The sequence below is a fragment of the Streptomyces katrae genome (assembly GCF_000717655.1).
In the GTDB taxonomy this organism is placed as follows: domain Bacteria; phylum Actinomycetota; class Actinomycetes; order Streptomycetales; family Streptomycetaceae; genus Streptomyces; species Streptomyces katrae_B.
The window spans coordinates 69,509-92,037 of sequence record NZ_JNZY01000012.1 but is presented as its reverse complement, the minus strand read 5'-3'; the positions used below and the strand labels follow the sequence as shown (position 1 = coordinate 92,037).

Here is a 22,529-nt window from a genome sequence, read left to right as displayed (position 1 = left end):
GACCCCGCTGGACCGCACCCCGAACGAGGAGCCCATGCGCACACCCCGCAGACCACCGGAAGCAGCGGCGCCGCAGCTGCCCGCGCCCCCGGCGCGCGGCCGCCGGGCCCACGCCGGACCGCCCGCCGAGGAGCCGGCGGCGCAGCAGGACCCGCGGACCGGCCGTCCCGGCCCGGCGGCCGCCGAAGCCGACGGCGGATCCCGCCGGCTGCGGCTGCGCCCCGCCACCGTCCGCGCGAAGATCGTGTCGCTCCTGATGGTCCCGGTCGTCTCCCTGCTCGCCCTCTGGGGCTTCGCGACGGTCAGCACCGCCCAGGACATCGCCCGGCTCAGTCGCGTCCAGCGGGTCGACGAGCAGATACGCACCCCCGTCGCGGCCGCCGTCACCGAGCTCCAGGCCGAACGCCGCGCCGCCGTCCGCTACCTGGCCGACCCCGCCGCCGACCAGGGCGCCGCCCTGGAACAGCAGTCGCGGCGCACCGACGCCGCCGTCGCGCGGCTGCGGCTCGGTGACCGGCACACCGTGGCCGAGTCCGGCGACCACCGCACCGAAGTCGTCGTCCGGGTCGGAGCCTTCGTGGCCGCGGCGGAGGCCCTCGGCTCCACCCGCAAGGACATCGCGGACCGGCGAGCGACCCAGGACGCGGCGTACGAGACGTACACCCGCGTGGTGGACAGCGCCCTCTCCGTCCACGGCTCCCTCTCCGGCGGTCGGAAGCCCGAACTCGGCCCCGGTGCGCGCGTCCTGCTCGAATTCGCCCGCGCCGGGGAACTCCTCTCCCGCGAGGACGCCCTGATCGCCGCGCCCGGCCCGCGCACCGCCGAAGCGCTTCGGCGCCTCACCGGCGTCGTCGAGGCCCGCCGCGCCCTCACCGCGAATTCCGCCGACGACCTGCCCGCCGCCCAGCAGGCCGCCTGGCAGTCCGTGGCCAAGAGCGCCGCCTACGCCGAGCTGACCGCTGCCGAGGACCGGGCGCTCGCCGCGGGGACGGCCACGGGCACCGGGACGGCCGGTGGGCCGGCCGGTGGATCAGTCGGCGGGTCGGCCGGCGGGTCGGCCAAGGACGCGGCCCGCGGCGCGCCGGCCGGCTGGGACGCGGCGTACTCGAGCATCAGCACCTCCCTGCGCGAGATCGAGGCCGCCGCGCACACCGCAGCCGCCGACCGCACCGACCCCCTCGCCCAAGCCGGGCTCAGCGCCGCCGGAGCCGCCGTGCTGCTGGGCCTCGCGGCCGTCGCCGCCTCCCTCGTCATCTCCGTTCGCATCGGCCGCGCCCTCGTCGTGGAACTCGTCTCGCTGCGCAACACCGCCCTGGAGATCGCCCACCGCAAGCTCCCGCACGCCATGGACCGGCTGCGGGCCGGCCGGGACATCGACGTCGACGCCGAGACCCCGCCCCCACCGCCGGCCGACGACGAGATCACCCAGGTCGGCGAGGCGCTCGCCACCGTCCACCGGGCAGCGCTCAGCGCTGCCGTCGAGCGGGCCGAGCTCGCCAGCGGGGTGAGCGGCGTCTTCGTCAACCTCGCCCGCCGCAGCCAGGTCCTCGTGCACAAGCAGCTCACGCTGCTCGACTCGATGGAACGGCGCGCCGACGACCCCGGCGAACTCGGCGACCTCTTCCGCCTCGACCACCTCACGACGCGGATGCGCCGGCACGCCGAGAGCCTGATCATCCTGTCGGGCGCCGCTCCCGGGCGCGCCTGGCGGATGCCGGTCCCGCTGACCAACGTCGTACGGGCCGCCGTCTCCGAGATCGAGGACTACCCGCGCGTCGAGGTCCGCCAGCTGGCCGAGGCCGCCGTGGTCGGTGGCGCCGTCGCCGACCTCACGCACCTGCTCGCCGAACTCATCGAGAACGCCACCCAGTTCTCCCCGCCCCACACCAAGGTCCGCGTCAGTGGCGAGCCCGTCGGCGCCGGATACGTCCTGGAGGTCGAGGACCGCGGGCTCGGCATGGGCCGCGAGACCCTCCACGAGGCCAACCGGCGCATCGAACAGTCCGAGGCCCTCGACCTGTTCGACAGCGACCGGCTCGGGCTCTTCGTGGTCAGCCGCCTCGCGGCCCGGCACGGTGTGCGGGTGCACCTGCGCACGTCACCGTACGGGGGCACCACCGCCGTGGTGCTCCTGCCGAGCTCCCTGCTCCAGGGCGCCATCGAGACCGGCCCGTCGCCGGCGGCGGCCCCGGAACGCGACCAGCTGGTCGAGGCTCCGGTGGAACGGCAGGAGCCGGCACCGCCGCCGCCCGCGATCACCGTCGTACGGGAGGACGCCCGCCGCTCGGTGATACGGGAGGACGGGCGCGGCACCCCGCTCCCGGACCGCGGCCCCGTACGGGAGGAACCGCGCCCCGCCCCGGTGGCCTCGCTGCGGCCGCGGGGTCCCGGGGGCTCGGTAACCCGTACGCAGGCCGCACCGGTTCCGGCGCCGGCTTCGGATTCCGCCCCGGCCCCGGCCCCGGCGCCGGCGCCTGCGCCCGCTCCGGCCCCGCGGCGTGACGGGGTCTCCGCCTCCTTGCCCGACGCCCCGGTCACCGGACTGCCGCGCCGCGTACGCCAGGCCAGCCTCGTACCGCAGCTGCGCGAGACCCCCGCCCCGAAGGCCCCGGCCGGGGCGCGCCCGTCCGAGGAGCCGCCGGGGCGCAGCCCGGAGCAGGCCCGCGACCGGATGGCGGCCTACCGGGCCGGCTGGGTCCGCGGGGCCCAGGAGACCGGCGCCCGGGAGACCGGCGCCCACGCAGGCAGTGAAGGAGAAGTGTGATGATCGAGCACCAGAGATTCGATCCCGACGGCGTCCGCAGGTCCGGCGAACTGGACTGGCTGCTGGACGACCTGGTGGTCCGGGTCCGCGAGGTCCGGCATGCCGTGGTCCTGTCCAACGACGGCCTGGCGGTGGGCGCGTCCAGTGCGCTGAGCCGGGAGGACGCGGAGCACCTGGCCGCCGTGGCCTCCGGGTTCCACAGTCTGGCGAAGGGCGCGGGCCGGCATTTCCACGCAGGGGGCGTACGCCAGACGATGGTGGAGATGCACGAGGGGTTCCTCTTCGTCGCGGCCGCCGGGGACGGTTCCTGCCTCGCCGTCCTCAGCGCGGCGAGCGCCGACATCGGGCTGATCGCCTACGAGATGGCCCGGCTCGTGAAGCGGGTCGGGGAACACCTTTACACCCCGCCCCGGTTCGCGGCGCAGCCGCCGGCCGCCGGCTGAGAGCGGCGGTCCGGTACATGAACGGCCAGTGGTACGACGCCGACGCGGGCCCGCTCGTCCGCCCGTACGCCCTGACCGGCGGGCGTACGAAGCCGGGGCCGCACGGGGTCCGGTTCGACCTGATCGCGCTGGTCGTCATGGACAACGAGGGCGCTCTGGGCACGGATGCGGCGGCCGAGTCGCTGCTCGGCCCCGAACACCGGGCACTGCTCGGGCTCTGCCGGTCCGAGACCCAGTCCGTGGCGGAGCTCGCCGCGGACGCGGACCTGCCCGTGGGCGTGGTGCGGGTGCTGCTCGGGGACCTGTTGGAGGGCGGGCACGTCAAGGTCAGCCGGCCGGTGCCGCCGGCCCGGCTGCCGGACGAGCGGATTCTGCGTGAAGTCATCGAGGGATTGCGAGCGCTGTGATGGGACAACACCACGACGGACCCGGCGGACCGGCCCCGGTGCCCGGCCCGGACCAGGATCCGGAGGCCGACGGGGAACTGGCCGCGCTGGCGCTGAAGATACTCGTGGCGGGCGGGTTCGGGGTCGGCAAGACCACGCTGGTCGGGGCGGTCAGCGAGATCCGGCCGCTGCGGACGGAGGAACTGCTCAGCGAGGCGGGCGAACTGGTCGACGACACGGGCGGGGTGGCGCAGAAGACGACCACGACCGTGGCCATGGACTTCGGGCGGATCACCATCCGGTCCGGGCTGTCGCTCTACCTGTTCGGGACACCGGGGCAGGACCGGTTCTGGTTCATGTGGGACGAGCTCTCGCAGGGAGCCCTCGGCGCCGTGGTGCTGGCGGACACCCGCCGGCTGGAGGACTGCTTCCCGGCAGTGGACTACTTCGAGCACCGGCGCATCCCGTTCGTGGTGGCCGTCAACTGCTTCACGGACGCCCGGCGGTACGGGGCGCACGAGGTCTCGCGGGCACTGGACCTGGAGTCGGGGACGCCGGTGGTGCTGTGCGATGCGCGGGACAAGGATTCGGGCAAGGAGGTGCTGATCAGGCTGGTCGAGTACGCCGGGCGGGTGCACACCGCCCGGCTGCTCGACTCGGTGGAGCCGCAGGCCGATTCCGTGTGAGGCGGGCCTGCGGCGGGCGACGGGCGTGGCCGCCTCAGTGGGTGATGCCGGCAGCGGTGATCACCTTGTCGATGGTGACGCGGACGAGGAGTTCGCCGGGGACGGCATTGCGGCGGCCGAAGGCCTCGGCGCTCTCCTCGCCCATGTAACGGGCTCTGATCCGCGTCGCCCAGGGGAGCATCTCCTCCAAGTCCTCGCTGATCTCGGCGCGTCCCTGGAGGACGACGTAGGAGAACGGCGGACGTTCGTCGTCCAGGCAGAGCGCGACCCGTCCGTCGCGGAGCAGGTTGCGGCCCTTTGCCGTGTCCTTGCCGGTGGTGAACACGAAGGAATCGCCGTCGAGAACGAACCAGATGGGTGCGATGTGCGGACTGCCGTCCTCGCGGACGGTGGACAGCTTTCCGGTTCGGGTCCCGTACGAGACGAATGCCCGCCATTCCTCTTGAGTCATCTTCTTCGCCATGGGGACATCCTCCTTGCCCGAAAGGCGCTGGTGGGGAAGGCTGGCGTGCACTTACTACGAGGGGTGGGGCGCGGCCGGGCCGGCGGCGTCGACGGGGAGGGGCTCGAAATGGCACTGGACAAGCAGCTGGACTGGCTGCTCGACGACCTGACGCGCAGGGTCCAGCAGGTCAGGCATGCGGTGGTGCTGTCCAACGACGGGCTGGTGACGGGTGCGAGCGCGGGGCTGGCGCGGGAGGACGCGGAGCACCTGGCGGCGGTGGCGGCGGGGCTGCAGAGCCTGGCGAAGGGATCGGGCCGGCATTTCCGGGCCGGCGAGGTACGGCAGACGATGGTCGAGTACGACGACGGCGTCCTGTTCGTCATGGCGGCGGGCGCGGGGAGTTCGCTGTGCGTGCTCAGCGCCGCCGAGGCCGACATCGGTCAGGTCGCGTACGAGATGACGCTGCTGGTCAACCGGGTGGGAGAGCACTTGGGCGTGGCGGAGCGGCGGATCACCGGGGGCTGACGCCGTTCGGGCTTCCGGGAGTTATCCACAGGCCTCGCGGGTGTCGTGGCGCCGAGTTACGGTCTTCACACAGAGTAATCAGTACTCGTGGGGGAGGACCGTCATGAAGGTCGCGACGCAGTCGGGGCGCGTGCTGCCGGATGCAGGGGCGCCGGCCCTGCCGGAGGTACGGGCGCACGGGCCGGTGGTGGTACGCGCGGCTGTGCCGCCGGATGCTGCGGTGGGCGGTGCCCGGGCCGCCGGGGAACTGGGGCTGACCCGTACCGAGTTCGCCCGGGCCGTCCATCTGGGCATCGTGCGCGCCGGACCGCCGGCGCCGGGCGGGGCCGCGCGGTACACGCGGACGGAGCTGGACCGGATCCGCTCTGCGGACGGGTTTCCGGGCGCGCTGCGCCAGCGGGTCGAGACCGTGGCCGGAGCCGAGGCAGCGGGTGGGGTGCTGGGGACCAGCCCCGGCCGGTTCACCCGGCTCGCGCGCTGCGGGCACATCACCCCGGTCGGCTACCGGATCAACCGCTACCGGGTGGTGGTCTGGCTCTACCTGGCTGCGGAGCTGCGGGAGTTCGCCGCCCGGGAGGCGGGGATGCTGCGCGGGAGTGCACCCCCGGCGGACCGGGAGCTGATGGCGGCCAAGGCGGACCTGCGACCGCGGAAGTGGCGCGCGCGGCATGTGGGGCTGCTGCTGAGACGAACCGCCGACCCCTGGGAGCGGGCTGCGGTCCTGGCCTCCGTACTGCCGGAGGACGAACTGGGGGAGGCCGTGCCCGACCCGGCGGAGCGGATCGTCCTCGCCGCCCTCGCACCGCCCCCGCCGTACGGGCACCCGCAGATCCCGGCCGCCGCGGCCGTGGCGCTCCGGCTGTTACGGGCGGAGCCGCCGGACGAGATCCACTGGTACCGCACCAGCCTGGACTTCGCGCTGACCGGGGCGCGCGGTCAGTCGAAGTCGACGGGGGAGAGGGGGCCGACGTAGACCCAGGCCCCGGCCTCGCGGCTGAAGGCGCTGTCCTCGTGCAGGGAACCGGCGTGCCGGCCCTCGCGGTAGTACGCCCTGAACTCCACCGAGCCCTCCGTCTCGAACATCCCGCCGCGCTCTGTGGCGAGGATCTCGAGGCGCTCCCAGCGCTGGCCGGGATCCAGGTCGAGCCGGGCGGGCCGGGTGCTCGAGTGCCAGGAGCGCAGCAGGTAGGCGGTGTCGCCGACGGCGAACGCGCTGAAGCGGGAGCGCATCAGCAGCTCGGCGGTGGGCGCCTGCTGCGCACCGGAGTGGAAGCGGCCGCAGCACTCCGGGTAGGCGGCGGGCAGCCCGCAGGGGCAGGGGAGGGCCGGGGTGGGCATGGGTCTGCTCAGCTCTTCGGGGACGGGGCGGGCTGTCGGAAGGGGGCGGACTACTGCGGGGACACGGGCGGCTTGGCCGCGTTCTCGGCGTACGGGCGGAAGAGGCCTTCCTGCACCACGGAGACCAGCAGCCTGCCCTCCAGGTCGTAGATACGGCCCCGGGCCAGGCCCCGGCCGCCGTGGGCGATCGGCGACTCCTGGTCGTACAGGAACCACTCGTCCGCGCGGAACGGGCGGTGGAACCACATGGCGTGGTCCAGCGAGGCCATGTCGAACCCGCGCATGCCCCACAGGGGTTCCACGGGGATGCGCACGGCGTCGAGGAGGGTCATGTCACTGGCGTAGGTGAGGGCGCAGGTGTGCACCAGCGGGTCGTCGCCCAGCGGGCCGACCGCGCGCATCCACACCGCGCTGCGCGGATCGGCGTCCTTGAGCTCCTCGGGAGTCCAGCGGAGCCGGTCCGTGTACCGGATGTCGAACGGCTGGCGGCGGGCCATCCGTTCCAGTGCCTCGGGCAGCGCGCCCAAGTGCTCGCGGATCTCGTCCGCGACCTTCGGGAGCGTGTCCGGGTGGGGGAAGTCGAGTCGGGGAGGCAGCTGGTGCTCGATGCTGCCCTGCTCCGGATGATGGAAGGAGGCGGTGAGATTGAAGATCGTCTTGCCCTGCTGGACCGCGGTGACGCGGCGCGTGGTGAAGGACCGCCCGTCGCGCACCCGCTCCACCTGGTACACGATCGGCACGCCCGGGATGCCCGGGCGCAGGAAGTACGCGTGCAGTGAATGGACCGGGCGGTCGCTCTCGGTGGTGCGGCCGGCGGCCACCAGCGCCTGGCCGGCGACCTGCCCGCCGAAGACCCGCTGGAGGGACTCCTGGGGGCTGGCGCCGCGGAAGATGTTGACCTCGATCTGCTCCAGGTCGAGCAGATCGACCAGTCTCTCGGCCGGGTTCGTCATCAGAGGTTCTCCACTGTCGGGTCCGGGCGGCGCCGGCGGGAAACCGGCGCCGACGGGGCCGGTCGCTTGCGGGTGGGGGTCCTCCCGGACGGAGTCCAGGGGGAGGTCAGAGCGCGCCGAGCTCACCGACCGAGGTCAGCCGGATGATCGCACGGCCTTCCTCGTCGGAGGCCGCGAGGTCGACCTCGGCGCTGATGCCCCAGCCATGGTCCCCGTTCGGGTCCGCGAAGGTCTGGCGGACGCGCCACAGGCCGTGCGCCGGGTCCTCCTCGATCTGGAGCAGCTTCGGGCCGCGGGCGTCGGGACCGGTGCCCAGGTCGTCGTACTCGTCCCAGTACGCGTCCATGGCCTCGCCCCAGGCGTCCGCGTCCCAGCCGGCCTCGCCGTCCAGCTCGCCCAGCTGGTCGACGTGGTCCAGCGCGGCGAGCTCCACGCGGCGGAACATGGCGTTGCGGACCAGGACGCGGAAGGCGCGCGCGTTCGCGGTGACCGGCTTGACCTGGTCGGCCTTCTCCTGGGCCTGCTCCGCCGTCTCCACCTCCGGGTTCGCCAGCTGCTCCCACTCGTCGAGCAGGCTGGAGTCGACCTGGCGGACGAGCTCGCCCAGCCAGGCGATGAGGTCCTGGAGGTCCTCGGACTTGAGGTCGTCGGGGATGGTGTGGTCCAGCGCCTTGTACGCGCTCGCCAGGTAGCGCAGCACGATGCCCTCGGTGCGGGCGAGTTCGTAGAAGGAGGTGAACTCGGTGAAGGTCATCGCGCGCTCGTACATGTCGCGGATGATCGACTTCGGGGAGACCGGGTGGTCGCCGACCCACGGGTGGCTCTTGCGGTACACGTCGTAGGCGTGGAAGAGGAGCTCTTCGAGCGGCTTGGGATAGGTGACGTCCTGGAGACGCTCCATCCGCTCCTCATACTCGATCCCGTCGGCCTTCATCGCGCCCACGGCGATGCCGCGTTCCTTGTTCTGCTGGGCGGCGAGGATCTGGCGCGGGTCGTCCAGCGTGGACTCGACGACGGAGACCATGTCCAGCGCGTAGGACGGGGACTCGGGGTCCAGCAGGTCGAACGAGGCCAGGGCGAAGGTGGACAGCGGCTGGTTGAGCGCGAAGTCCTGCTGGAGGTCGACGGTGAGGCGGATGGTACGGCCCTCCGCGTCCGGGGTGTCGAGCTTCTCGACCACGCCGCCGTCCAGCAGCGAGCGGTAGATCGCGATGGCCCGGCGGATGTGCCGCAGCTGGGCCTTGCGCGGTTCGTGGTTGTCCTCGAGGAGGTGGCGCATCGCCTGGAAGGCATCGCCCGGGCGGGCGATGACCGACAGCAGCATGATGTTGGTGACCTTGAAGCGCGAGGTGAGCGGCTCCGGGTCGGCGGCGATGAGCTTCTCGAAGGTGGTGTCCGACCAGGCGACGAAGCCCTCGGGAGCCTTCTTGCGCACCACCTTGCGGCGCTTCTTCGGGTCGTCGCCCGCCTTCGCGAGGGCCTTCTCGTTCTCGATGACGTGCTCGGGCGCCTGGGCGACCACATAGCCCGCAGTGTCGAAGCCGGCCCGGCCCGCACGGCCGGCGATCTGGTGGAACTCGCGGGCGCGCAGCGTGCGGACCCGGTTGCCGTCGTACTTGGTGAGCGCCGTGAACAGCACCGTGCGGATGGGGACGTTGACGCCGACACCGAGGGTGTCGGTACCGCAGATCACCTTCAGCAGGCCGGCCTGGGCCAGCTTCTCGACCAGGCGCCGGTACTTGGGCAGCATGCCGGCGTGGTGGACGCCGATGCCGTGCCGGACGTAGCGGGAGAGGTTCTGCCCGAACTTGGTGGTGAAGCGGAAGTTGCCGATCAGGTCGGCGATCTTGTCCTTCTCCTCGCGGGTGCACATGTTGATGCTCATCAGCGACTGCGCCCGCTCGACGGCCTGGGCCTGCGTGAAGTGCACGATGTACACCGGGGCCTGCCGGGTCTCCAGCAGCTCGGTGATCGTGTCGGTGATCGGCGTGGTGACGTACTCGTACGACAGCGGGACGGGCCGGCTCGCGGAGCGGACCACCGACGTCGGCCGGCCGGTGCGCCGGGTGAGGTCCTCCTCGAACCGCTTCATGTCACCGAGCGTCGCCGACATCAGGATGAACTGCGCCTGCGGGAGCTCCAGCAGCGGGATCTGCCAGGCCCAGCCGCGGTCCGGCTCTGCATAGAAGTGGAACTCGTCCATGACGACCTGGCCGATGTCGGCGTACTTGCCGTCGCGCAGGGCGATGGAGGCCAGCACCTCGGCGGTGCAGCAGATCACCGGGGCGTCCGCGTTCACGGAGGCGTCGCCGGTCAGCATGCCGACGTTCTCGGTGCCGAAGAGCTTGCACAGGTCGAAGAACTTCTCCGACACCAGCGCCTTGATCGGGGCGGTGTAGAAGGTCACCTTGTCCTGGGCGAGGGCGGTGAAGTGCGCTCCCGCCGCGACGAGGCTCTTGCCGGAGCCGGTCGGGGTGGACAAGATCACGTTCGCCCCGGAGACGACCTCGATCAGCGCCTCCTCCTGCGCCGGGTACAGGGTGATGCCCTGATCCTCCGCCCACGAGGAGAAAGCCTCGAAGAGGGCGTCGGGGTCGGCGTTCGGCGGGAGCTGATCAATGAGGGTCACACCCCCCATCTTGCCTGGCTTCCCGCCGGAAGAGGGAACCGGCCGATACGGCGAAGATCACCGCCGGTACGCTGTGCCGTTGACCGGGCCCGAACGAAACCGTCAACAGGGCCCGACCACCACACGACTGGGGCGGGAAACGACCATGATGGGTCCGGCGCACTCACTGTCCGGGGCGGCAGCCTGGCTGGGGGTGGGAGCGGCGGCCGCGGCCGCCGGGCACCCGATGCCCTGGCCCGTTCTGGTCGTCGGGGCGCTCATCTGCGCCGGCGCGGCCCTCGCCCCCGACCTGGACCACAAGTCGGCGACGATCTCGCGCGCCTTCGGCCCGCTGTCCCGGGGCCTGTGCGAGGTGGTCGACAAGATCTCCTACGCCGTCTACAAGGCGACCCGCGCGCCGAAGGACGCCCGCCGCACCGGCGGTCACCGCACCCTGACGCACACCTGGCTGTGGGCCGTCCTGATCGGCGCCGGATCCTCCGCGCTGGCGGCCACCACCGACCGCTGGGGCGTGCTCGTCCTGCTGTTCGTCCACCTGGTCCTGGCCGTCGAGGGCCTGCTGTGGCGGGCCGCGCGGATGTCCAGCGACGTCCTCGTCTGGCTGCTGGGCGCCACCAGTGCCTGGATCCTGGCCGGCGTCCTCGACCAGCCCGGCAACGGCGCCGGATGGCTGTTCACCGGCCCCGGCCAGGAGTACCTCTGGCTCGGTCTGCCGATCCTGCTCGGCGCCCTGGTCCACGACATCGGCGACGCCCTGACCGTCTCCGGCTGCCCCATCCTGTGGCCCCTCCCGATCGCCGGGAAGCGCTGGTACCCCATCGGCCCGCCCAAGGGGATGCGCTTCCGGGCCGGCAGCTGGGTGGAGCTCAAGGTCCTCATGCCCGTGTTCATGCTGCTCGGCGGCATGGGCGGAGCCTCCGCCCTCGGCTTCATCTAGCCCGGCGGGCACGGCAAAGGCCCCGGGTCCCCCGCGCAGCAGCGGGGGGAGCGGGGCCTCGTACGACAGCGGTGCGGGCCGGTCAGCCGTGCCAGGAGCGCCACAGGGCCGCGTAGGCGCCGTCCGCCGCGACCAGCTCGTCGTGCGAGCCCAGTTCGCTGATCCGGCCGCCCTCGACCACCGCGATCACATCCGCGTCGTGCGCGGTGTGCAGCCGGTGGGCGATGGCGATGACCGTACGGCCGTCCAGCACCCGGGCCAGCGAACGCTCCAGATGCCGGGCGGCCCGCGGGTCCAGCAGCGAGGTGGCCTCGTCCAGGACCAGCGTGTGCGGGTCCGCCAGCACCAGCCGGGCCAGCGCGATCTGCTGCGCCTGCGCCGGGGTCAGCGCCGTACCGCCCGAACCCACCTCCGTGTCCAGACCGGTCTCCAGCGCCCGGGCCCAGCCGTCCGCGTCCACCGCGTCCAGGGCCGCCCACAGCTCGGCATCGGCCGCCCCGGTGCGCGCCAGCCGGAGGTTGTCCCGCAGCGAGCCCACGAACACGTGGTGCTCCTGGTTGACCAGCGCCACCTGCTCGCGCACCCGCTCCGCGGGCATCCGCGACAGCTGCGCCCCGCCGAGGGTCACCTCGCCGGTCCGCGGCGCGTAGATGCCCGCCAGCAGCCGGCCCAGCGTGGACTTGCCCGCCCCCGAAGGGCCGACCAGCGCCATCCGGGTGCCCGGCGGCACGGACATGGACACCTCGTGGAGTACGTCCACGCCCTCCCGGTAGCCGAAGCGCACCCCGTCGGCCCTGACGTCCCGCCCCGCCGGCGAGACGGCCGCGTCGCCCGCGTCCGGCTCGATCTCCCGTACGCCCACCAGGCGGGCGAGGGAGACCTGGGCGACCTGCAGCTCGTCGTACCAGCGCAGGATCAGGCCGATCGGGTCGACCATCATCTGGGCCAGCAGCGCGCCCGTGGTCAGCTGCCCCACCGACATCCAGCCCTGCAGCACGCAGTAGCCGCCGATCATCAGCACGGAGCCGAGGATCGTCACGAAGGTGAGGTTGACGACGGGGAAGAGGACCGTCCGCAGGAACAGCGTGTACCGCTCCCACGCCGTCCACTCCTTGATCCGCCGCTCCGACAGCGCGATGCGGGCCGGACCGAGGCGGTGTGCCTCGACCGTGCGGCCGGCGTCCACCGTCTCGGTGAGCGCGGCCGCGACCGCCGCGTACCCGGCCGCCTCCGACCGGTACGCCGAGGGCGCCCGCTTGAAGTACCAGCGGCAGCCGGTCACCAGCACCGGCAGCGCCACCAGCGCGGCCAGGGCCAGCGGCGGAGCGGTCACCGTGAGCGCCCCGAAGAGCAGCCCCACCCAGACCACGCCGATCGCCAGCTGGGGCACGGCCTCGCGCATCGCGTTGGCCAGCCGGTCGATGTCGGTGGTGATCCGCGACAGCAGGTCACCGGTGCCGGCCCGCTCCAGCACGCCCGGCGGCAGGCCAACGGACCGCACCAGGAAGTCCTCGCGCAGATCGGCCAGCATCTCCTCGCCGAGCATCGCGCCGCGCAGCCGGACCAGCCGGACGAAGAACGTCTGGACCACGAGGGCCAGCGCGAACAGCAGGGCCACGCGCCCCAGATGGAGCTCGCGCGCCCCCGCCGCCAGCTGGTCCACGACCCGGCCCAGCAGGTACGGGCCGACCATGGAGGCGATCACCGCGACCGCGTTGACCGTCACCAGCACCACGAAGGCCCGCCGGTGCCGCCGGAACAGGCCGCGCACATAGCCCCGTACGGTCGCCGTCGTGCCCACCGGCAGGGTGGCGGCCGATTCGGGGGCCGCCGGATCGTATTGCGGCGGCGCCAGGCCGATCATGCGGATTCCTCGATTTCTGTGAGTGCTTCCCGCCGGGTCAGTTCCATCCGGGCCACCCGCTGTTCCTCATCCGTCTCGCGGGTGACGACAGCCCGGTAGAGCGGTTCGCCGTGCAGCAGTTCGCGGTGCGTACCGGTCGCCGCGACCGCACCCTCGTGGATCAGGACCACCCGGTCGGCACGGTCCAGGAGCAGCGGGGAGGAGGCCAGCACCACCGTCGTGCGCCCGGCGCGCAGGGCCGCGATACCGTCCGCGATCCGCGCCTCGGTGTGTGAGTCGACCGCCGAGGTCGGCTCGTCCAGCACCAGCACCTCCGGGTCGGTGGCCAGGGACCGCGCCAGCGCGAGCCGCTGGCGCTGCCCGCCGGACAGGGACCGGCCGCGCTCGGTGATCCGCGCGTCCATCGGGTCGTCCACCCCGTCCGGCGCCGACTGCAGCAGCGCGTCCAGGACGTCCCCGCACTGGGCGGCGGCCAGCGCCGCCCCGGGCTCGACCGCTCCGGACCCCGGTACGGCGAACAGCTCGCGCAGGGTTCCGGACAGCAGCACCGGGTCCTTGTCCTGTACGAGGACCAGCGTGCGCGCGGTGTCCAGGGCGAGCTCGTCCAGCGCGACCCCGCCCAGCAGCACCGAGCCCCGGTCGGCGGCCGGCCCGTCGTCCGCCGGATGGCCGCCGAGGCGCTCGGCCAGGCGGCCCGCCAGGTCCGGGTCCCCGCACACCACGGCGGTGAACCGGCCCGCCGGGGCCAGGAGTCCGGTCGCGGGGTCGTACAGGTCCCCGCCCGGAGCCGGAGCCTGCGCAGTCCCGGCGGCCGGAGCCGCCGGCTCCGGGGCGTCCGTACGCGTCAGCGAGAGCACCCGGGCGGCCCGCTGGGCGGAGGGCCGGGAGAAGGAGTACGCCATGGCGATCTCCTCGAAGTGCCGCAGGGGGTAGAGCATCGTCGCCACCGCACTGAAGGCGGCCACGAGTTCGCCGACCGCCAGCCGGCCGTCCAGTACGAGCACGGAGCCGTACCAGACCACGGTGATCAGCAGCGCGCCCGGCAGCAGCACCTGGATCGCGGAGATCAGCGCCCACATCCGGGCGCTGCGCACGGCCGCCTTGCGGACCTCCTGCGAGGCCTCGCGGTAGCGGCCGAGGAACAACTCCTCGCCGCCGATGCCGCGCAGCACCCGCAGGCCCGCCACGGTGTCGGAGGCCAGCTCGGTCGCCTTCCCGGCCTTCTCGCGCTGGATGTCGGCGCGTTGGGTGGCGCGCGGCAGCAGCGGCAGCACGGACAGGGCGAGCACCGGGACGCCGATCGCGACGACCACACCGATCGAGGGTGCGTAGAACAGCAGCCCGACGCAGATGGCGACGACGGAGAAGGCGGCGGCGAGGAAGCGGGAGACCGCCTCGACGAACCAGCCGATCTTCTCCACGTCGCCCGTGGAGACGGCGACCACTTCGCCCGCCGCGACGCGCCGGGTCAGGGCGGAGCCCAGCTCGGCGGTCTTGCGGGCGAGCAGCTGCTGCACGCGCGCGGCGGCGGTGATCCAGTTGGTGACGGCGGTCCGGTGGAGCATCGCGTCGCCGACCGAGATGGCGACGCCGGTCAGCACCAGCAGCGCGCCGACCAGCAGCAGCCCGGCGCCGTCGCGCCGTACGACCGCGTCGACGCCCAGGCCCACCGCGTACGGCAGCCCGGCGATGCCGCAGAAGTGCACGAGGCCCCAGCACAGGCTCCTGGCCTGCCCGCCGAGTTGGCCCCGCCCCAGCCACACCAGGAAGCGCGGGCCGGAGCGAGCATCGGGTACCCCGGGGTCCGGATACGGAAGATCGCTGATCTGCATGACGCCTCATGACGGGTCGAGTGGTTCAAACCGTGCAAGGTTCGCCTTCCGGACCGGTCCCGGGCAATCGATTTTGCGTTGGCCAAGGCCTTACGTGGCGGGTTGTGCGGCCCTCGTGCGGCCCGCCCGGCCGGGTGTCGCCCCGTCAAGGACGGGTGGCCCGCTCCAGTTCCAGCAGCGCCGAGTAGTAGCTGCGGCCGGTGGCCCGGTCCATGCCCACCTCGCACATCCGGTTGGCCGACAGATGCGCGTCGTACGCGCGCGAGGTCACCTCCGCCGCCTCGCGCTCCGTCGCCGAGGCCGTCAGCTCCGGGTGCAGCATGCCCCGGTCGCCCGCGAAGGCACAGCAGCCCGCATCGTCCGGAACCACCACCTCCGTCGCGCACGCCTCGGCCACCGCCTGCAGCTGCGCCTCGTCGCCCAAGTGCCGCATCGAACACGTCGGGTGGAGCACGGCCGAGCCCACCGTGCGCCGGATCTCCAGGTGCGGGAGCAGCTCGTCCGCCGCCCACACGACCGAGTCGACGACCGTCAGCTCCGCGTGCAGCGCCCGGTTGTCGTCCGTCAGGAACGGGACCACCTCGTACGCGATGCCCAGCGTGCACGAGGACGCGTCGACCACCAGCGGCAGCCGCCCGCCGGCGGTCCAGCCCCAGGCGGCCTCCACGATCCGGTTGGCCATCACCCGGTTCCCGGCGTCGTAGCCCTTGGAGTGCCAGATCGTCGCGCAGCAGGTGCCCGCGACGTCGCCCGGGATCCACACCGGCTTCCCGGCCCGCTCCGACACCGCCACCACGGCCTCGGGCAGGGAAGGGCCGGGCCGGCCCTCGGGCCCGCCGAAGATCCGGTTCACGCAGGCCGGGTAGTACACGGCCGCCGCGCCCACCCGCCGGGTCCCGGGCAGCTTCCGTGCGGCCGCGCCGGGGATCTGCGGCAGCCACTGCGGAACCAGGTCGGGGCGTACGGCCTTGCGCGCGGCCCCGGTGACCGCCTCCAGGATCCGGTTCCCGACCCGGTCGGGCAGCCGGTCGACCAGTTCGTCGGCGGCGGCCACGGCCAGCCGGGCGGCGCCCTCCACGGCCTTGAACCGCGTCGCGGCGAGCGCGGCGGCGCGCTCCTCGCGCCGGCTGTGCCGCCGGTGGCGGAAGTCCCGCATCACGGCGCCCGTGTCGATGCCGACGGGGCAGGCCAGCTGGCAGGTCGAGTCACCTGCGCAGGTGTCCACGGCGTCGTAGCCGTAGGTCTCGAGCAGCCCGTCCAGCACGCGGGAGCCCGGCTGCTGGCGCATCATCTCCCGGCGCAGCACGATCCGTTGGCGGGGCGTGGTCGTCAGGTCCTCGCTGGGGCAGGTCGGTTCGCAGAAGCCGCACTCGATGCACGGGTCGGCCACCGCCTCCACCTGGGGAATCGTCTTCAGCCCGCGCAGATGGGCCGTCGGGTCGCGGTCGAGGAGGATGCGCGGGGCCAGCAGTCCGTCCGGATCGACGACCCGCTTGGTCCGCCACATCAGCTCGGTGGCCCGGGGCCCCCACTCCAGTTCGAGGAAGGGGGCCATGTTGCGGCCGGTGGAGTGCTCGGCCTTCAGCGAGCCGTCGAACCGCTCCACCGTCAGCCGGCAGAACGCCTCCATGAAGGCCCCGTACCGCTCGACGTCGGCGGGCTTCGCTGCGTCGAACGAGAGCAGAAAGTGCAGGTTGCCGTGGGCCGCGTGGCCGGCGACGGCCGCGTCGAAACCGTGCTCCGCCTGCAGCGCGAGGAGCGCCTCGCAGGCCTCGGCCAGCCGGGACGGCGGCACCGCGAAGTCCTCGGTGATCAGGGTGGTGCCGGGAGCGCGGGCCCCGCCGACCGCCGTGACGAAGGCCTTGCGGGCCTTCCAGTACCCGTTGATCGTCTTCGCGTCACGGGTGAACGCATTGGTGACCGAGGCCACGGGAGCGACCAGGTCCAGACCGGCGAGCACCCCGGCGGCGCGGCGCTCGTACTCCGCACGCCCCGCCTCGTCCGGAGCGCGGAACTCGACCAGCAGGGCGGTGGTGTCCTTCGGCAGGCCGGACCAGTCGGCGGGGACGCCTTCGACGCTGACCGAGGCGCGCAGCGTGTTGCCGTCCATCACCTCGACCGCGACGGCGCCCGCCTCGTTGAACAGCGGTACGGCGGCGGCCGCCGCGGGCAGCGAGGGAAAGAACAGCAGGGCGCTGGTGAGCGCGCGGTCCAGCGCCACGGTGTCGAAGACGACCTCGGCGATGAAGCCGAGCGTGCCCTCCGAGCCGACCATCAGGCCGCGCAGGATCTCGACGGGCGTGGTCCCGTCCAGGTACGCGTCGAGGCGGTAGCCGGTGGTGTTCTTGATCTCGTACTTGGCCCGGATCCGGGCGACGAGCTCCGGATCCGCCTCGATCTCCTGCTTGATCTCCATCAGCCCGCGGCACAGCGCCGGTTCCGCGTGCGCCAGCTCCTCGTCGGCCAGCGGATCGGCCGTGTCCACGACGGTGCCGCCGGGCAGTACGAAGGTGAGGGAGGAGAGCGTGCGGTACGAGTTCCGCGTGGTGCCCGCCGTCATGCCGGACGCGTTGTTGGCGACGACTCCGCCGAGGGTGCAGGCGACGGCGCTCGCCGGGTCCGGGCCGAGGACGCGGCCGTGCCGGGCGAGCGCGGCGTTGGCCCGCGCCACGGTGGTGCCGGGCCGGATCCGGGCCCGGCGGCCGTCCTCCAGCACCTCGATGCCGGCCCAGTGGCGGCGTACGTCGACCAGGATGTCCTCGCCCTGGGCCTGCCCGTTCAGCGAGGTCCCGGCGGCGCGGAAGACGATCTCGCGCCCGCGGCCGTGGGCGTACGAGAGGACCGCGGAGACGTCGTCGAGGTCCTCGGCGATCACCACCACCTGCGGGACGAACCGGTACGGCGAGGCGTCGGAGGCGTAGCGGACCAGGTCGGAGACCTTCCACAGCACCTTCCCGGCGCCCAGCAGCTGCGTCAGCTCGGTGCGCAGCGGCTCCGGGGTGCCGGCGGCCCGGTGCTCCGGGACCCGGTCGGGGGCGGGGCCGCTGATGTCGCGCGGGCGCAGTGCCCCGGGCCTCGGTTCCAGCAGCGGCATGCGCGACCCCTTGCCTACTCGTTCGGCCTAGCCCCGGGGACCCGTTCCCGGGCTCGGGGGCGGCCTTCTCAGCAGCTGCGCTCCATCGGGGCGTCCGTGAGAGCGTTCAGCAGGCCGCCGAGCACCTCGCGCTGCCCGGCGGTCAACGGAGCCAGGATCTCCTCTGCCGCGTCGGTTCGCGCGTTGCGCAGCCGGCGCAGCGTGGCGCGGCCCGTGTCGGTGAGCTCGATCCTTATGACGCGCCGGTTCGCCGGGTCGGGCGCGCGGCGCACGCATTCGGCGGCCTCCAGGCCGTCCACCAGAGTGGTTACGGCGCGGGGCACGACTTCCAGGCGGGCGGCGAGGTCCGCCATCCGGGGCGGCTCGTCGCCGTCGTAGTGCGAGACGAGGCGCAGCAGCCGGCTCTGGGCGGGGGTGATGCCGAGCGGCTCCAGGTGGCGCTTCTGGATCCGGTGCAGCCGGCGGGTCAGCCGCAGCAGCTGTTCGGCGAGGACGCCGTCTGTGCTGTCGGTTTCGGAAGCGGTGCTCATACTGGGAAACAGTACCAGGACCAGATTCATTGTGAGTATAGGTAACAATGAGCTATGCTCATGCGAGTCTCGTCAGAAGGAGGCCCATGCGCCCCGAAGAACCGAAGTGGACCCCATCGAAAGAAGCCCTCGACCCCAACCGCCCCGCCCCCGCGGAGCAGCCGCGTGAGCTGCGCCGGATCGTGGGCCTGTTCCGCCCCTATCGCGGCCGCCTCACCGTCGTGGGGCTGCTCGTCTGCGCCTCCTCGCTGGTCGGAGTGGCCTCGCCGTTCCTGCTGAAGGAGATCCTGGACGTCGCCATCCCCGAGGGGCGTACCGGGCTGCTCAGCCTGCTCGCGCTCGGCATGATCCTCACCGCCGTCGTCACCAGCGTGTTCGGCGTGCTCCAGACCCTGATCTCCACCACCGTCGGCCAGCGCGTCATGCACGACCTGCGGACCGCCGTGTACGCGCAGCTCCAGCGGATGCCGCTGGCCTTCTTCACCCGCACCCGGACCGGCGAGGTGCAGTCCCGCATAGCCAACGACATCGGCGGCATGCAGGCCACCGTCACCTCCACCGCGACCTCGCTCGTCTCCAACCTGACGGCCGTGATCGCCTCCGTCGTCGCGATGCTCGCGCTCGACTGGCGGCTCACCCTCGTCTCGCTGCTCCTGCTGCCGGTGTTCGTGTGGATCAGCCGGCGGGTCGGCCGCGAGCGCAAGAGGATCACGCTCCAGCGGCAGAAGCAGATGGCCGCCATGGCCGCCACGGTCACCGAGTCGCTGTCGGTGAGCGGCATCCTGCTCGGCCGCACGATGGGCCGCGCCGACTCGCTGACCCGGTCCTTCTCCGACGAGTCCGAGAAGCTCGTCGGCCTCGAGGTGCGCTCCAGCATGGCCGGGCGCTGGCGGATGTCCACCATCGGCATCGTCATGGCCGCCATGCCCGCGCTCATCTACTGGGCCGCCGGCGTAGCCTTGCAGTCGGGCGCCCCCTCGCTCTCGGTCGGCACCCTCGTCGCCTTCGTCACGCTCCAGCAGGGCCTGTTCCGGCCCGCCGTGAGCCTGCTGTCGACCGGTGTGCAGATCCAGACCTCGCTCGCCCTGTTCGCCCGGATCTTCGAGTACCTCGACCTGCCGGTGGACATCACGGAGCGCGCGGACGCGGTGCGCCTGGACCGGGCCCGGGGCGAGGTCCGGCTGGAGGACGTGCACTTCGCGTACGACGCCAAGCACGGGCCCACGCTGACGGGGATCGACATCACCGTCCCGGCCGGCGGCTCGCTCGCCGTGGTCGGCCCGACCGGCTCGGGCAAGAGCACCCTGAGCTACCTCGTGCCCCGGCTCTACGACGTGACCGGCGGCCGGGTCGCCCTGGACGGGGTGGACGTGCGCGACCTCGACTTCGATTCGCTGGCCCGCTCCATAGGCGTGGTCTCCCAGGAGACGTACCTCTTCCACGCCTCGGTCGCCGACAACCTGCGCTTCGCCAAGCCGGACGCCACCGACGAGGAGATCGCCGAGGCGGCTCGCGCGGCCCAGATCCACGACCACATCGAGTCCCTGCCCGACGGGTACGACACCCTGGTCGGCGAGCGCGGCTACCGCTTCTCCGGAGGCGAGAAGCAGCGCCTTGCCATCGCCCGCACCATCCTGCGCGACCCCCCGGTGCTGATCCTCGACGAGGCCACCAGTGCTCTCGACACCCGCACCGAGCATGCCGTGCAGCGGGCCATCGACAACCTGTCCCAGGGCCGCACCACGATCACGATCGCCCACCGGCTCTCCACCGTCCGCGACGCCGACCAGATCGTCGTCCTGGACAAGGGCCGTATCGCCGAGCGCGGTACGCACGAGGAGCTGCTGGAGGCGGACGGCCGGTACGCGGCCCTGGTCCGCCGCGACAGGGAAGCCGCGCTCACCCCGGAGACGGCAGCGGCCCGAGTGGTCCGGGAAGCGCCGGCTTCCAAGGCGACCAAGGCGGCCGAGACGGCCAAGGCGGGGGAGTCGGCCGGGTCGGCCGAGGGGGCCGCGCAGCCTGCACCGGTAAACGTGTGATCGTATGACGTATGTGCGGGCGTGATGCCCGACATGTGGCGCTTCGCGAGTTAGCGTGCCCGCATGCGTCATGAGTACCAGCCGCCACGGCGTCGTTCCCGGCTCACCCGCCGGGGCCGTCTGGCGCTCCTCCTCGGCATGCTGCTCGCCCTCGGTGCGGCCGCCCTCATTCCGCTGCTGCGGAGCGGGCAAACCCCCGAGAAGCCACGCCAGTTGGCCATTCCCGAGGGCTGGCGGGCACCCCAGGTGTACGCCGCGATCGACCGCGAGCTGAAGCTCCCGGCAGGCTCCGCCAAGGCTGCGGTCGCCACGGCCGGACTGGCCCTGCCCGCAGAGGCGAAGGGCAATCCGGAGGACTTCCTGTTCCCGGCGACGTACCCGGTGACCTCGCAGTCCACGCCGGCCACCCTGCTCGCGTACATGGTGCAGACGGCCAATCGGAAGCTCGCGACCACAGCCGTCGCCGACGGCGCCAGGGCGCACGGGATGACCCCGTATCAGACGGCCACCCTCGCCAGCATCGTCGAGGCGGAAGCCGAATCCCGCGCCGACCAGGGCAAAGTCGCCCGGGTGGTGCACAACCGGCTGGCACGGTCGATGCCGCTCCAGATGGATTCCACCATCAACTACGCGCTCAACCGCAGCACGGTGGACACCACGCTGAGCGAGACCCGGATCGACAGCCCCTTCAACACCTACGAGCGCCAAGGGCTCCCCCCGACGCCGATCGGCAGCCCGGGCCTGGAGGCGATCACAGCGGCCGTCGCGCCGACACCCGGCGACTGGCTGTTCTTCGTCACCGTCAAACCGGGGGACACCCGGTTCTCGGCGACGTACGAGGAGCACAAGAAGCACGTCGCGGAGTTCAACCGGATCCGGGCCGCAGCCGGCGCGGGCGCCGGCAGCACCGAGGGCGCCGGGCGGGCCCAGGCGGGCTCCCGCGCCGACCAGGCCGACTAGACGGAGCCGACGGCGACCGGTTCGCGGGCGCCTTCTGTGCCGTCGGCGCCTCGCGCCAGCAGGCGGCGGATCTCGCGGACCGCGGCGCCACCGGCGCGGTTGGCGCCGATCGTCGATGCCGACGGGCCGTAGCCGACCAGGTGGATCCGCTCGTCGCGGACCGCCCGGGTGCCCTCGACCCGGATGCCGCCGCCGGGCTCGCGCAGGTGCAAAGGAGCCAGGTGGTCGATGGCGGCCCGGAACCCGGTGGCCCACAGGATCACATCGGCCTCGACGTGCCGCCCGTCCGCCCAGGCGACACCCGTCGCCGTGATCTGCTCGAACACGGGCCGCCGGTCCAGCACCCCCGAGGCCAGCCCGGCCCGGACGGCCTCGTTCAGCGGGAGTCCGGTCACGCTGACCACGCTCTGCGGGGGCAGCCCCTGGCGTACCCGCTCGTCGACCATGGCCACCGCGGCCCGTCCCTCGGCCTCGCCGAAGCTCCCGTCGCGGAACACCGGGGGCCGCCGGGTCACCCAGGTGGTCTCCGCCGCCACCTCGGCGATCTCCAGCAGGTGCTGCACCGCCGAGGTGCCGCCGCCCACCACGACGACCCGGGCCCCGGCGAACTCCTGCGGGCCCGGGTAGTCCGCGGTGTGCAGCTGGCGGCCCCGGAAGGTTTCCTGGCCCGGGTAGCGCGGCCAGAACGGCCGGTCCCAGGTCCCCGTCGCGTTGATCAGGGCCCGCGCGGACCAGGTCCCGGCCGAGGACTCCACGCGCAGCCGACCGTCGGCGCCGTCCCGTACGGCCGTGACGTCCACGGGCCGCCGCACGCGCAGCCCGAACCGGTTCTCGTACGCGCCGAAGTACTCCGCGATCACGGCCGAGGACGGCCGCAGCGGGTCGGCGTCCGTCAGCTCCATCCCGGGCAGGGCGTGCATCCCGTGCACCTTGCCGTACGTCAGGGAGGGCCAGCGGAACTGCCAGGCGCCGCCGGGCCGCGGTGCATGGTCGAGCACCAGGTGATCGATCCCGGCCCGCGCCAGGTGGTACGCGCTGGACAGCCCTGCCTGCCCGGCACCCACGACCACCACGTCGACGTCCGCCGCACCCCGCATGATTTCG

At 73.0% G+C, this 22,529-nt stretch carries 18 protein-coding genes; 9 read left to right on the top strand and 9 right to left on the bottom strand.

Annotated features, from left to right (window positions below; all coding sequences use genetic code 11):
- Nucleotides 1-34: 34 nt before the first annotated feature.
- From IF09_RS0117680 to IF09_RS0117665, 4 genes are read left to right on the top strand one after another with little or no spacing between them, the layout of a single operon-like run.
- Nucleotides 35-2,764 (top strand): nitrate- and nitrite sensing domain-containing protein, encoded by a 2,730-nt coding sequence (locus IF09_RS0117680; RefSeq protein WP_030296781.1) that lies wholly within the window; start codon nucleotides 35-37, stop codon nucleotides 2,762-2,764.
- Nucleotides 2,764-3,207: a roadblock/LC7 domain-containing protein gene (locus tag IF09_RS0117675; RefSeq protein ID WP_030296777.1), complete on the top strand. Its 444-nt coding sequence runs from the start codon at nucleotides 2,764-2,766 to the stop codon at nucleotides 3,205-3,207. The genes IF09_RS0117680 and IF09_RS0117675 overlap by 1 nt, the downstream gene beginning before the upstream one ends.
- Before the next feature lie 17 nt (nucleotides 3,208-3,224).
- The gene (locus IF09_RS0117670; protein ID WP_030296775.1) at nucleotides 3,225-3,614 is read left to right on the top strand and encodes a DUF742 domain-containing protein; all 390 of its coding nucleotides are present in this window, start codon (nucleotides 3,225-3,227) and stop codon (nucleotides 3,612-3,614) included.
- Nucleotides 3,611-4,279, top strand: a complete 669-nt coding sequence (locus tag IF09_RS0117665; RefSeq protein ID WP_418953056.1) for a GTP-binding protein — start codon at nucleotides 3,611-3,613, stop codon at nucleotides 4,277-4,279. Before IF09_RS0117670 ends, IF09_RS0117665 begins: the two co-directional genes overlap by 4 nt.
- Nucleotides 4,280-4,313: 34 nt before the next feature.
- Here the strand turns inward: IF09_RS0117665 and IF09_RS0117660 are convergent, their stop codons facing one another.
- Nucleotides 4,314-4,742: a PPOX class F420-dependent oxidoreductase gene (locus IF09_RS0117660; RefSeq protein WP_030296772.1), complete on the bottom strand. Its 429-nt coding sequence runs from the start codon at nucleotides 4,740-4,742 to the stop codon at nucleotides 4,314-4,316.
- A gap of 108 nt (nucleotides 4,743-4,850) precedes the next feature.
- Here IF09_RS0117660 and IF09_RS0117655 point away from each other — a divergent pair, with 108 nt between their 5' ends.
- Nucleotides 4,851-5,249, top strand: a complete 399-nt coding sequence (locus IF09_RS0117655; RefSeq protein WP_030296771.1) for a roadblock/LC7 domain-containing protein — start codon at nucleotides 4,851-4,853, stop codon at nucleotides 5,247-5,249.
- A gap of 103 nt (nucleotides 5,250-5,352) precedes the next feature.
- Nucleotides 5,353-6,222 (top strand): DUF6397 family protein, encoded by an 870-nt coding sequence (locus tag IF09_RS0117650; RefSeq protein ID WP_051832594.1) that lies wholly within the window; start codon nucleotides 5,353-5,355, stop codon nucleotides 6,220-6,222.
- Here the strand turns inward: IF09_RS0117650 and IF09_RS0117645 are convergent.
- From IF09_RS0117645 to IF09_RS0117635, 3 genes are all read right to left on the bottom strand, one after another.
- Nucleotides 6,186-6,587, bottom strand: coding sequence for a YchJ family protein (locus tag IF09_RS0117645; RefSeq protein ID WP_030296767.1), 402 nt, complete (start codon nucleotides 6,585-6,587; stop codon nucleotides 6,186-6,188). The two genes, IF09_RS0117650 and IF09_RS0117645, sit on opposite strands and share 37 nt — an antisense overlap.
- Nucleotides 6,588-6,637: 50 nt before the next feature.
- Entirely contained in the window at nucleotides 6,638-7,540 is a 903-nt protein-coding gene (locus IF09_RS0117640; RefSeq protein WP_030296766.1) for an acyl-CoA thioesterase, read from the bottom strand.
- A 106-nt stretch (nucleotides 7,541-7,646) separates the two neighbouring features.
- Nucleotides 7,647-10,169 carry a DEAD/DEAH box helicase gene (locus IF09_RS0117635; RefSeq protein ID WP_030296764.1) on the bottom strand — a complete coding sequence of 841 codons (2,523 nt, stop codon included), beginning with the start codon at nucleotides 10,167-10,169 and terminating at the stop codon, nucleotides 7,647-7,649.
- Nucleotides 10,170-10,314: 145 nt separating this feature from the next.
- Between IF09_RS0117635 and IF09_RS0117630 the strand changes: the two genes are divergently transcribed.
- Nucleotides 10,315-11,106 (top strand): metal-dependent hydrolase, encoded by a 792-nt coding sequence (locus IF09_RS0117630; protein ID WP_030296763.1) that lies wholly within the window; start codon nucleotides 10,315-10,317, stop codon nucleotides 11,104-11,106.
- A gap of 82 nt (nucleotides 11,107-11,188) precedes the next feature.
- Here IF09_RS0117630 and IF09_RS0117625 read toward each other — a convergent pair whose 3' ends face one another.
- The 4 genes from IF09_RS0117625 to IF09_RS0117610 all read right to left on the bottom strand — a co-directional run bounded on the left by IF09_RS0117625 (nucleotide 11,189) and on the right by IF09_RS0117610 (nucleotide 18,426).
- Complete coding sequence (locus IF09_RS0117625; RefSeq protein WP_030296761.1) at nucleotides 11,189-12,970, bottom strand: ABC transporter ATP-binding protein; 1,782 nt, start codon at nucleotides 12,968-12,970, stop codon at nucleotides 11,189-11,191.
- The gene (locus tag IF09_RS0117620; RefSeq protein WP_030296760.1) at nucleotides 12,967-14,802 is read right to left on the bottom strand and encodes an ABC transporter ATP-binding protein; all 1,836 of its coding nucleotides are present in this window, start codon (nucleotides 14,800-14,802) and stop codon (nucleotides 12,967-12,969) included. Before IF09_RS0117620 ends, IF09_RS0117625 begins: the two co-directional genes overlap by 4 nt.
- A 145-nt stretch (nucleotides 14,803-14,947) precedes the next feature.
- Nucleotides 14,948-17,896, bottom strand: a complete 2,949-nt coding sequence (locus IF09_RS0117615; protein ID WP_030296758.1) for an FAD-binding and (Fe-S)-binding domain-containing protein — start codon at nucleotides 17,894-17,896, stop codon at nucleotides 14,948-14,950.
- A gap of 68 nt (nucleotides 17,897-17,964) precedes the next feature.
- Complete coding sequence (locus IF09_RS0117610; RefSeq protein ID WP_030296754.1) at nucleotides 17,965-18,426, bottom strand: MarR family winged helix-turn-helix transcriptional regulator; 462 nt, start codon at nucleotides 18,424-18,426, stop codon at nucleotides 17,965-17,967.
- Nucleotides 18,427-18,512: 86 nt separating this feature from the next.
- Here IF09_RS0117610 and IF09_RS0117605 point away from each other — a divergent pair, with 86 nt between their 5' ends.
- Together IF09_RS0117605 and mltG are read left to right on the top strand one after the other, a co-directional pair.
- Nucleotides 18,513-20,465, top strand: coding sequence for an ABC transporter ATP-binding protein (locus IF09_RS0117605; protein WP_234321043.1), 1,953 nt, complete (start codon nucleotides 18,513-18,515; stop codon nucleotides 20,463-20,465).
- Nucleotides 20,466-20,528: 63 nt separating this feature from the next.
- Nucleotides 20,529-21,425, top strand: coding sequence for an endolytic transglycosylase MltG (gene mltG, locus IF09_RS0117600; RefSeq protein ID WP_030296752.1), 897 nt, complete (start codon nucleotides 20,529-20,531; stop codon nucleotides 21,423-21,425).
- Here the strand turns inward: mltG and IF09_RS0117595 are convergent.
- Nucleotides 21,422-22,522, bottom strand: a complete 1,101-nt coding sequence (locus IF09_RS0117595) for an FAD-dependent oxidoreductase (RefSeq protein WP_037635236.1) — start codon at nucleotides 22,520-22,522, stop codon at nucleotides 21,422-21,424. The genes mltG and IF09_RS0117595 overlap by 4 nt on opposite strands.
- Nucleotides 22,523-22,529: the final 7 nt, after the last annotated feature.

Bases quoted from the DNA above. Each gene is read 5' to 3' on its own strand.
- IF09_RS0117680 (WP_030296781.1), top strand. From the start codon at position 35: ATGCGCACACCCCGCAGACCACCGGAAGCAGCGGCGCCGCAGCTGCCC.
- IF09_RS0117675 (WP_030296777.1), top strand. From the start codon at position 2,764: ATGATCGAGCACCAGAGATTCGATCCCGACGGCGTCCGCAGGTCCGGC.
- IF09_RS0117670 (WP_030296775.1), top strand. From the start codon at position 3,225: ATGAACGGCCAGTGGTACGACGCCGACGCGGGCCCGCTCGTCCGCCCG.
- IF09_RS0117660 (WP_030296772.1), bottom strand. From the start codon at position 4,742: ATGGCGAAGAAGATGACTCAAGAGGAATGGCGGGCATTCGTCTCGTAC.
- IF09_RS0117655 (WP_030296771.1), top strand. From the start codon at position 4,851: ATGGCACTGGACAAGCAGCTGGACTGGCTGCTCGACGACCTGACGCGC.
- IF09_RS0117650 (WP_051832594.1), top strand. From the start codon at position 5,353: ATGAAGGTCGCGACGCAGTCGGGGCGCGTGCTGCCGGATGCAGGGGCG.
- IF09_RS0117645 (WP_030296767.1), bottom strand. From the start codon at position 6,587: ATGCCCACCCCGGCCCTCCCCTGCCCCTGCGGGCTGCCCGCCGCCTAC.
- IF09_RS0117640 (WP_030296766.1), bottom strand. From the start codon at position 7,540: ATGACGAACCCGGCCGAGAGACTGGTCGATCTGCTCGACCTGGAGCAG.
- IF09_RS0117630 (WP_030296763.1), top strand. From the start codon at position 10,315: ATGATGGGTCCGGCGCACTCACTGTCCGGGGCGGCAGCCTGGCTGGGG.
- IF09_RS0117625 (WP_030296761.1), bottom strand. From the start codon at position 12,970: ATGATCGGCCTGGCGCCGCCGCAATACGATCCGGCGGCCCCCGAATCG.
- IF09_RS0117620 (WP_030296760.1), bottom strand. From the start codon at position 14,802: ATGCAGATCAGCGATCTTCCGTATCCGGACCCCGGGGTACCCGATGCT.
- IF09_RS0117615 (WP_030296758.1), bottom strand. From the start codon at position 17,896: ATGCCGCTGCTGGAACCGAGGCCCGGGGCACTGCGCCCGCGCGACATC.
- IF09_RS0117610 (WP_030296754.1), bottom strand. From the start codon at position 18,426: ATGAGCACCGCTTCCGAAACCGACAGCACAGACGGCGTCCTCGCCGAA.
- IF09_RS0117605 (WP_234321043.1), top strand. From the start codon at position 18,513: ATGCGCCCCGAAGAACCGAAGTGGACCCCATCGAAAGAAGCCCTCGAC.
- mltG (WP_030296752.1), top strand. From the start codon at position 20,529: ATGCGTCATGAGTACCAGCCGCCACGGCGTCGTTCCCGGCTCACCCGC.
- IF09_RS0117595 (WP_037635236.1), bottom strand. From the start codon at position 22,522: ATGCGGGGTGCGGCGGACGTCGACGTGGTGGTCGTGGGTGCCGGGCAG.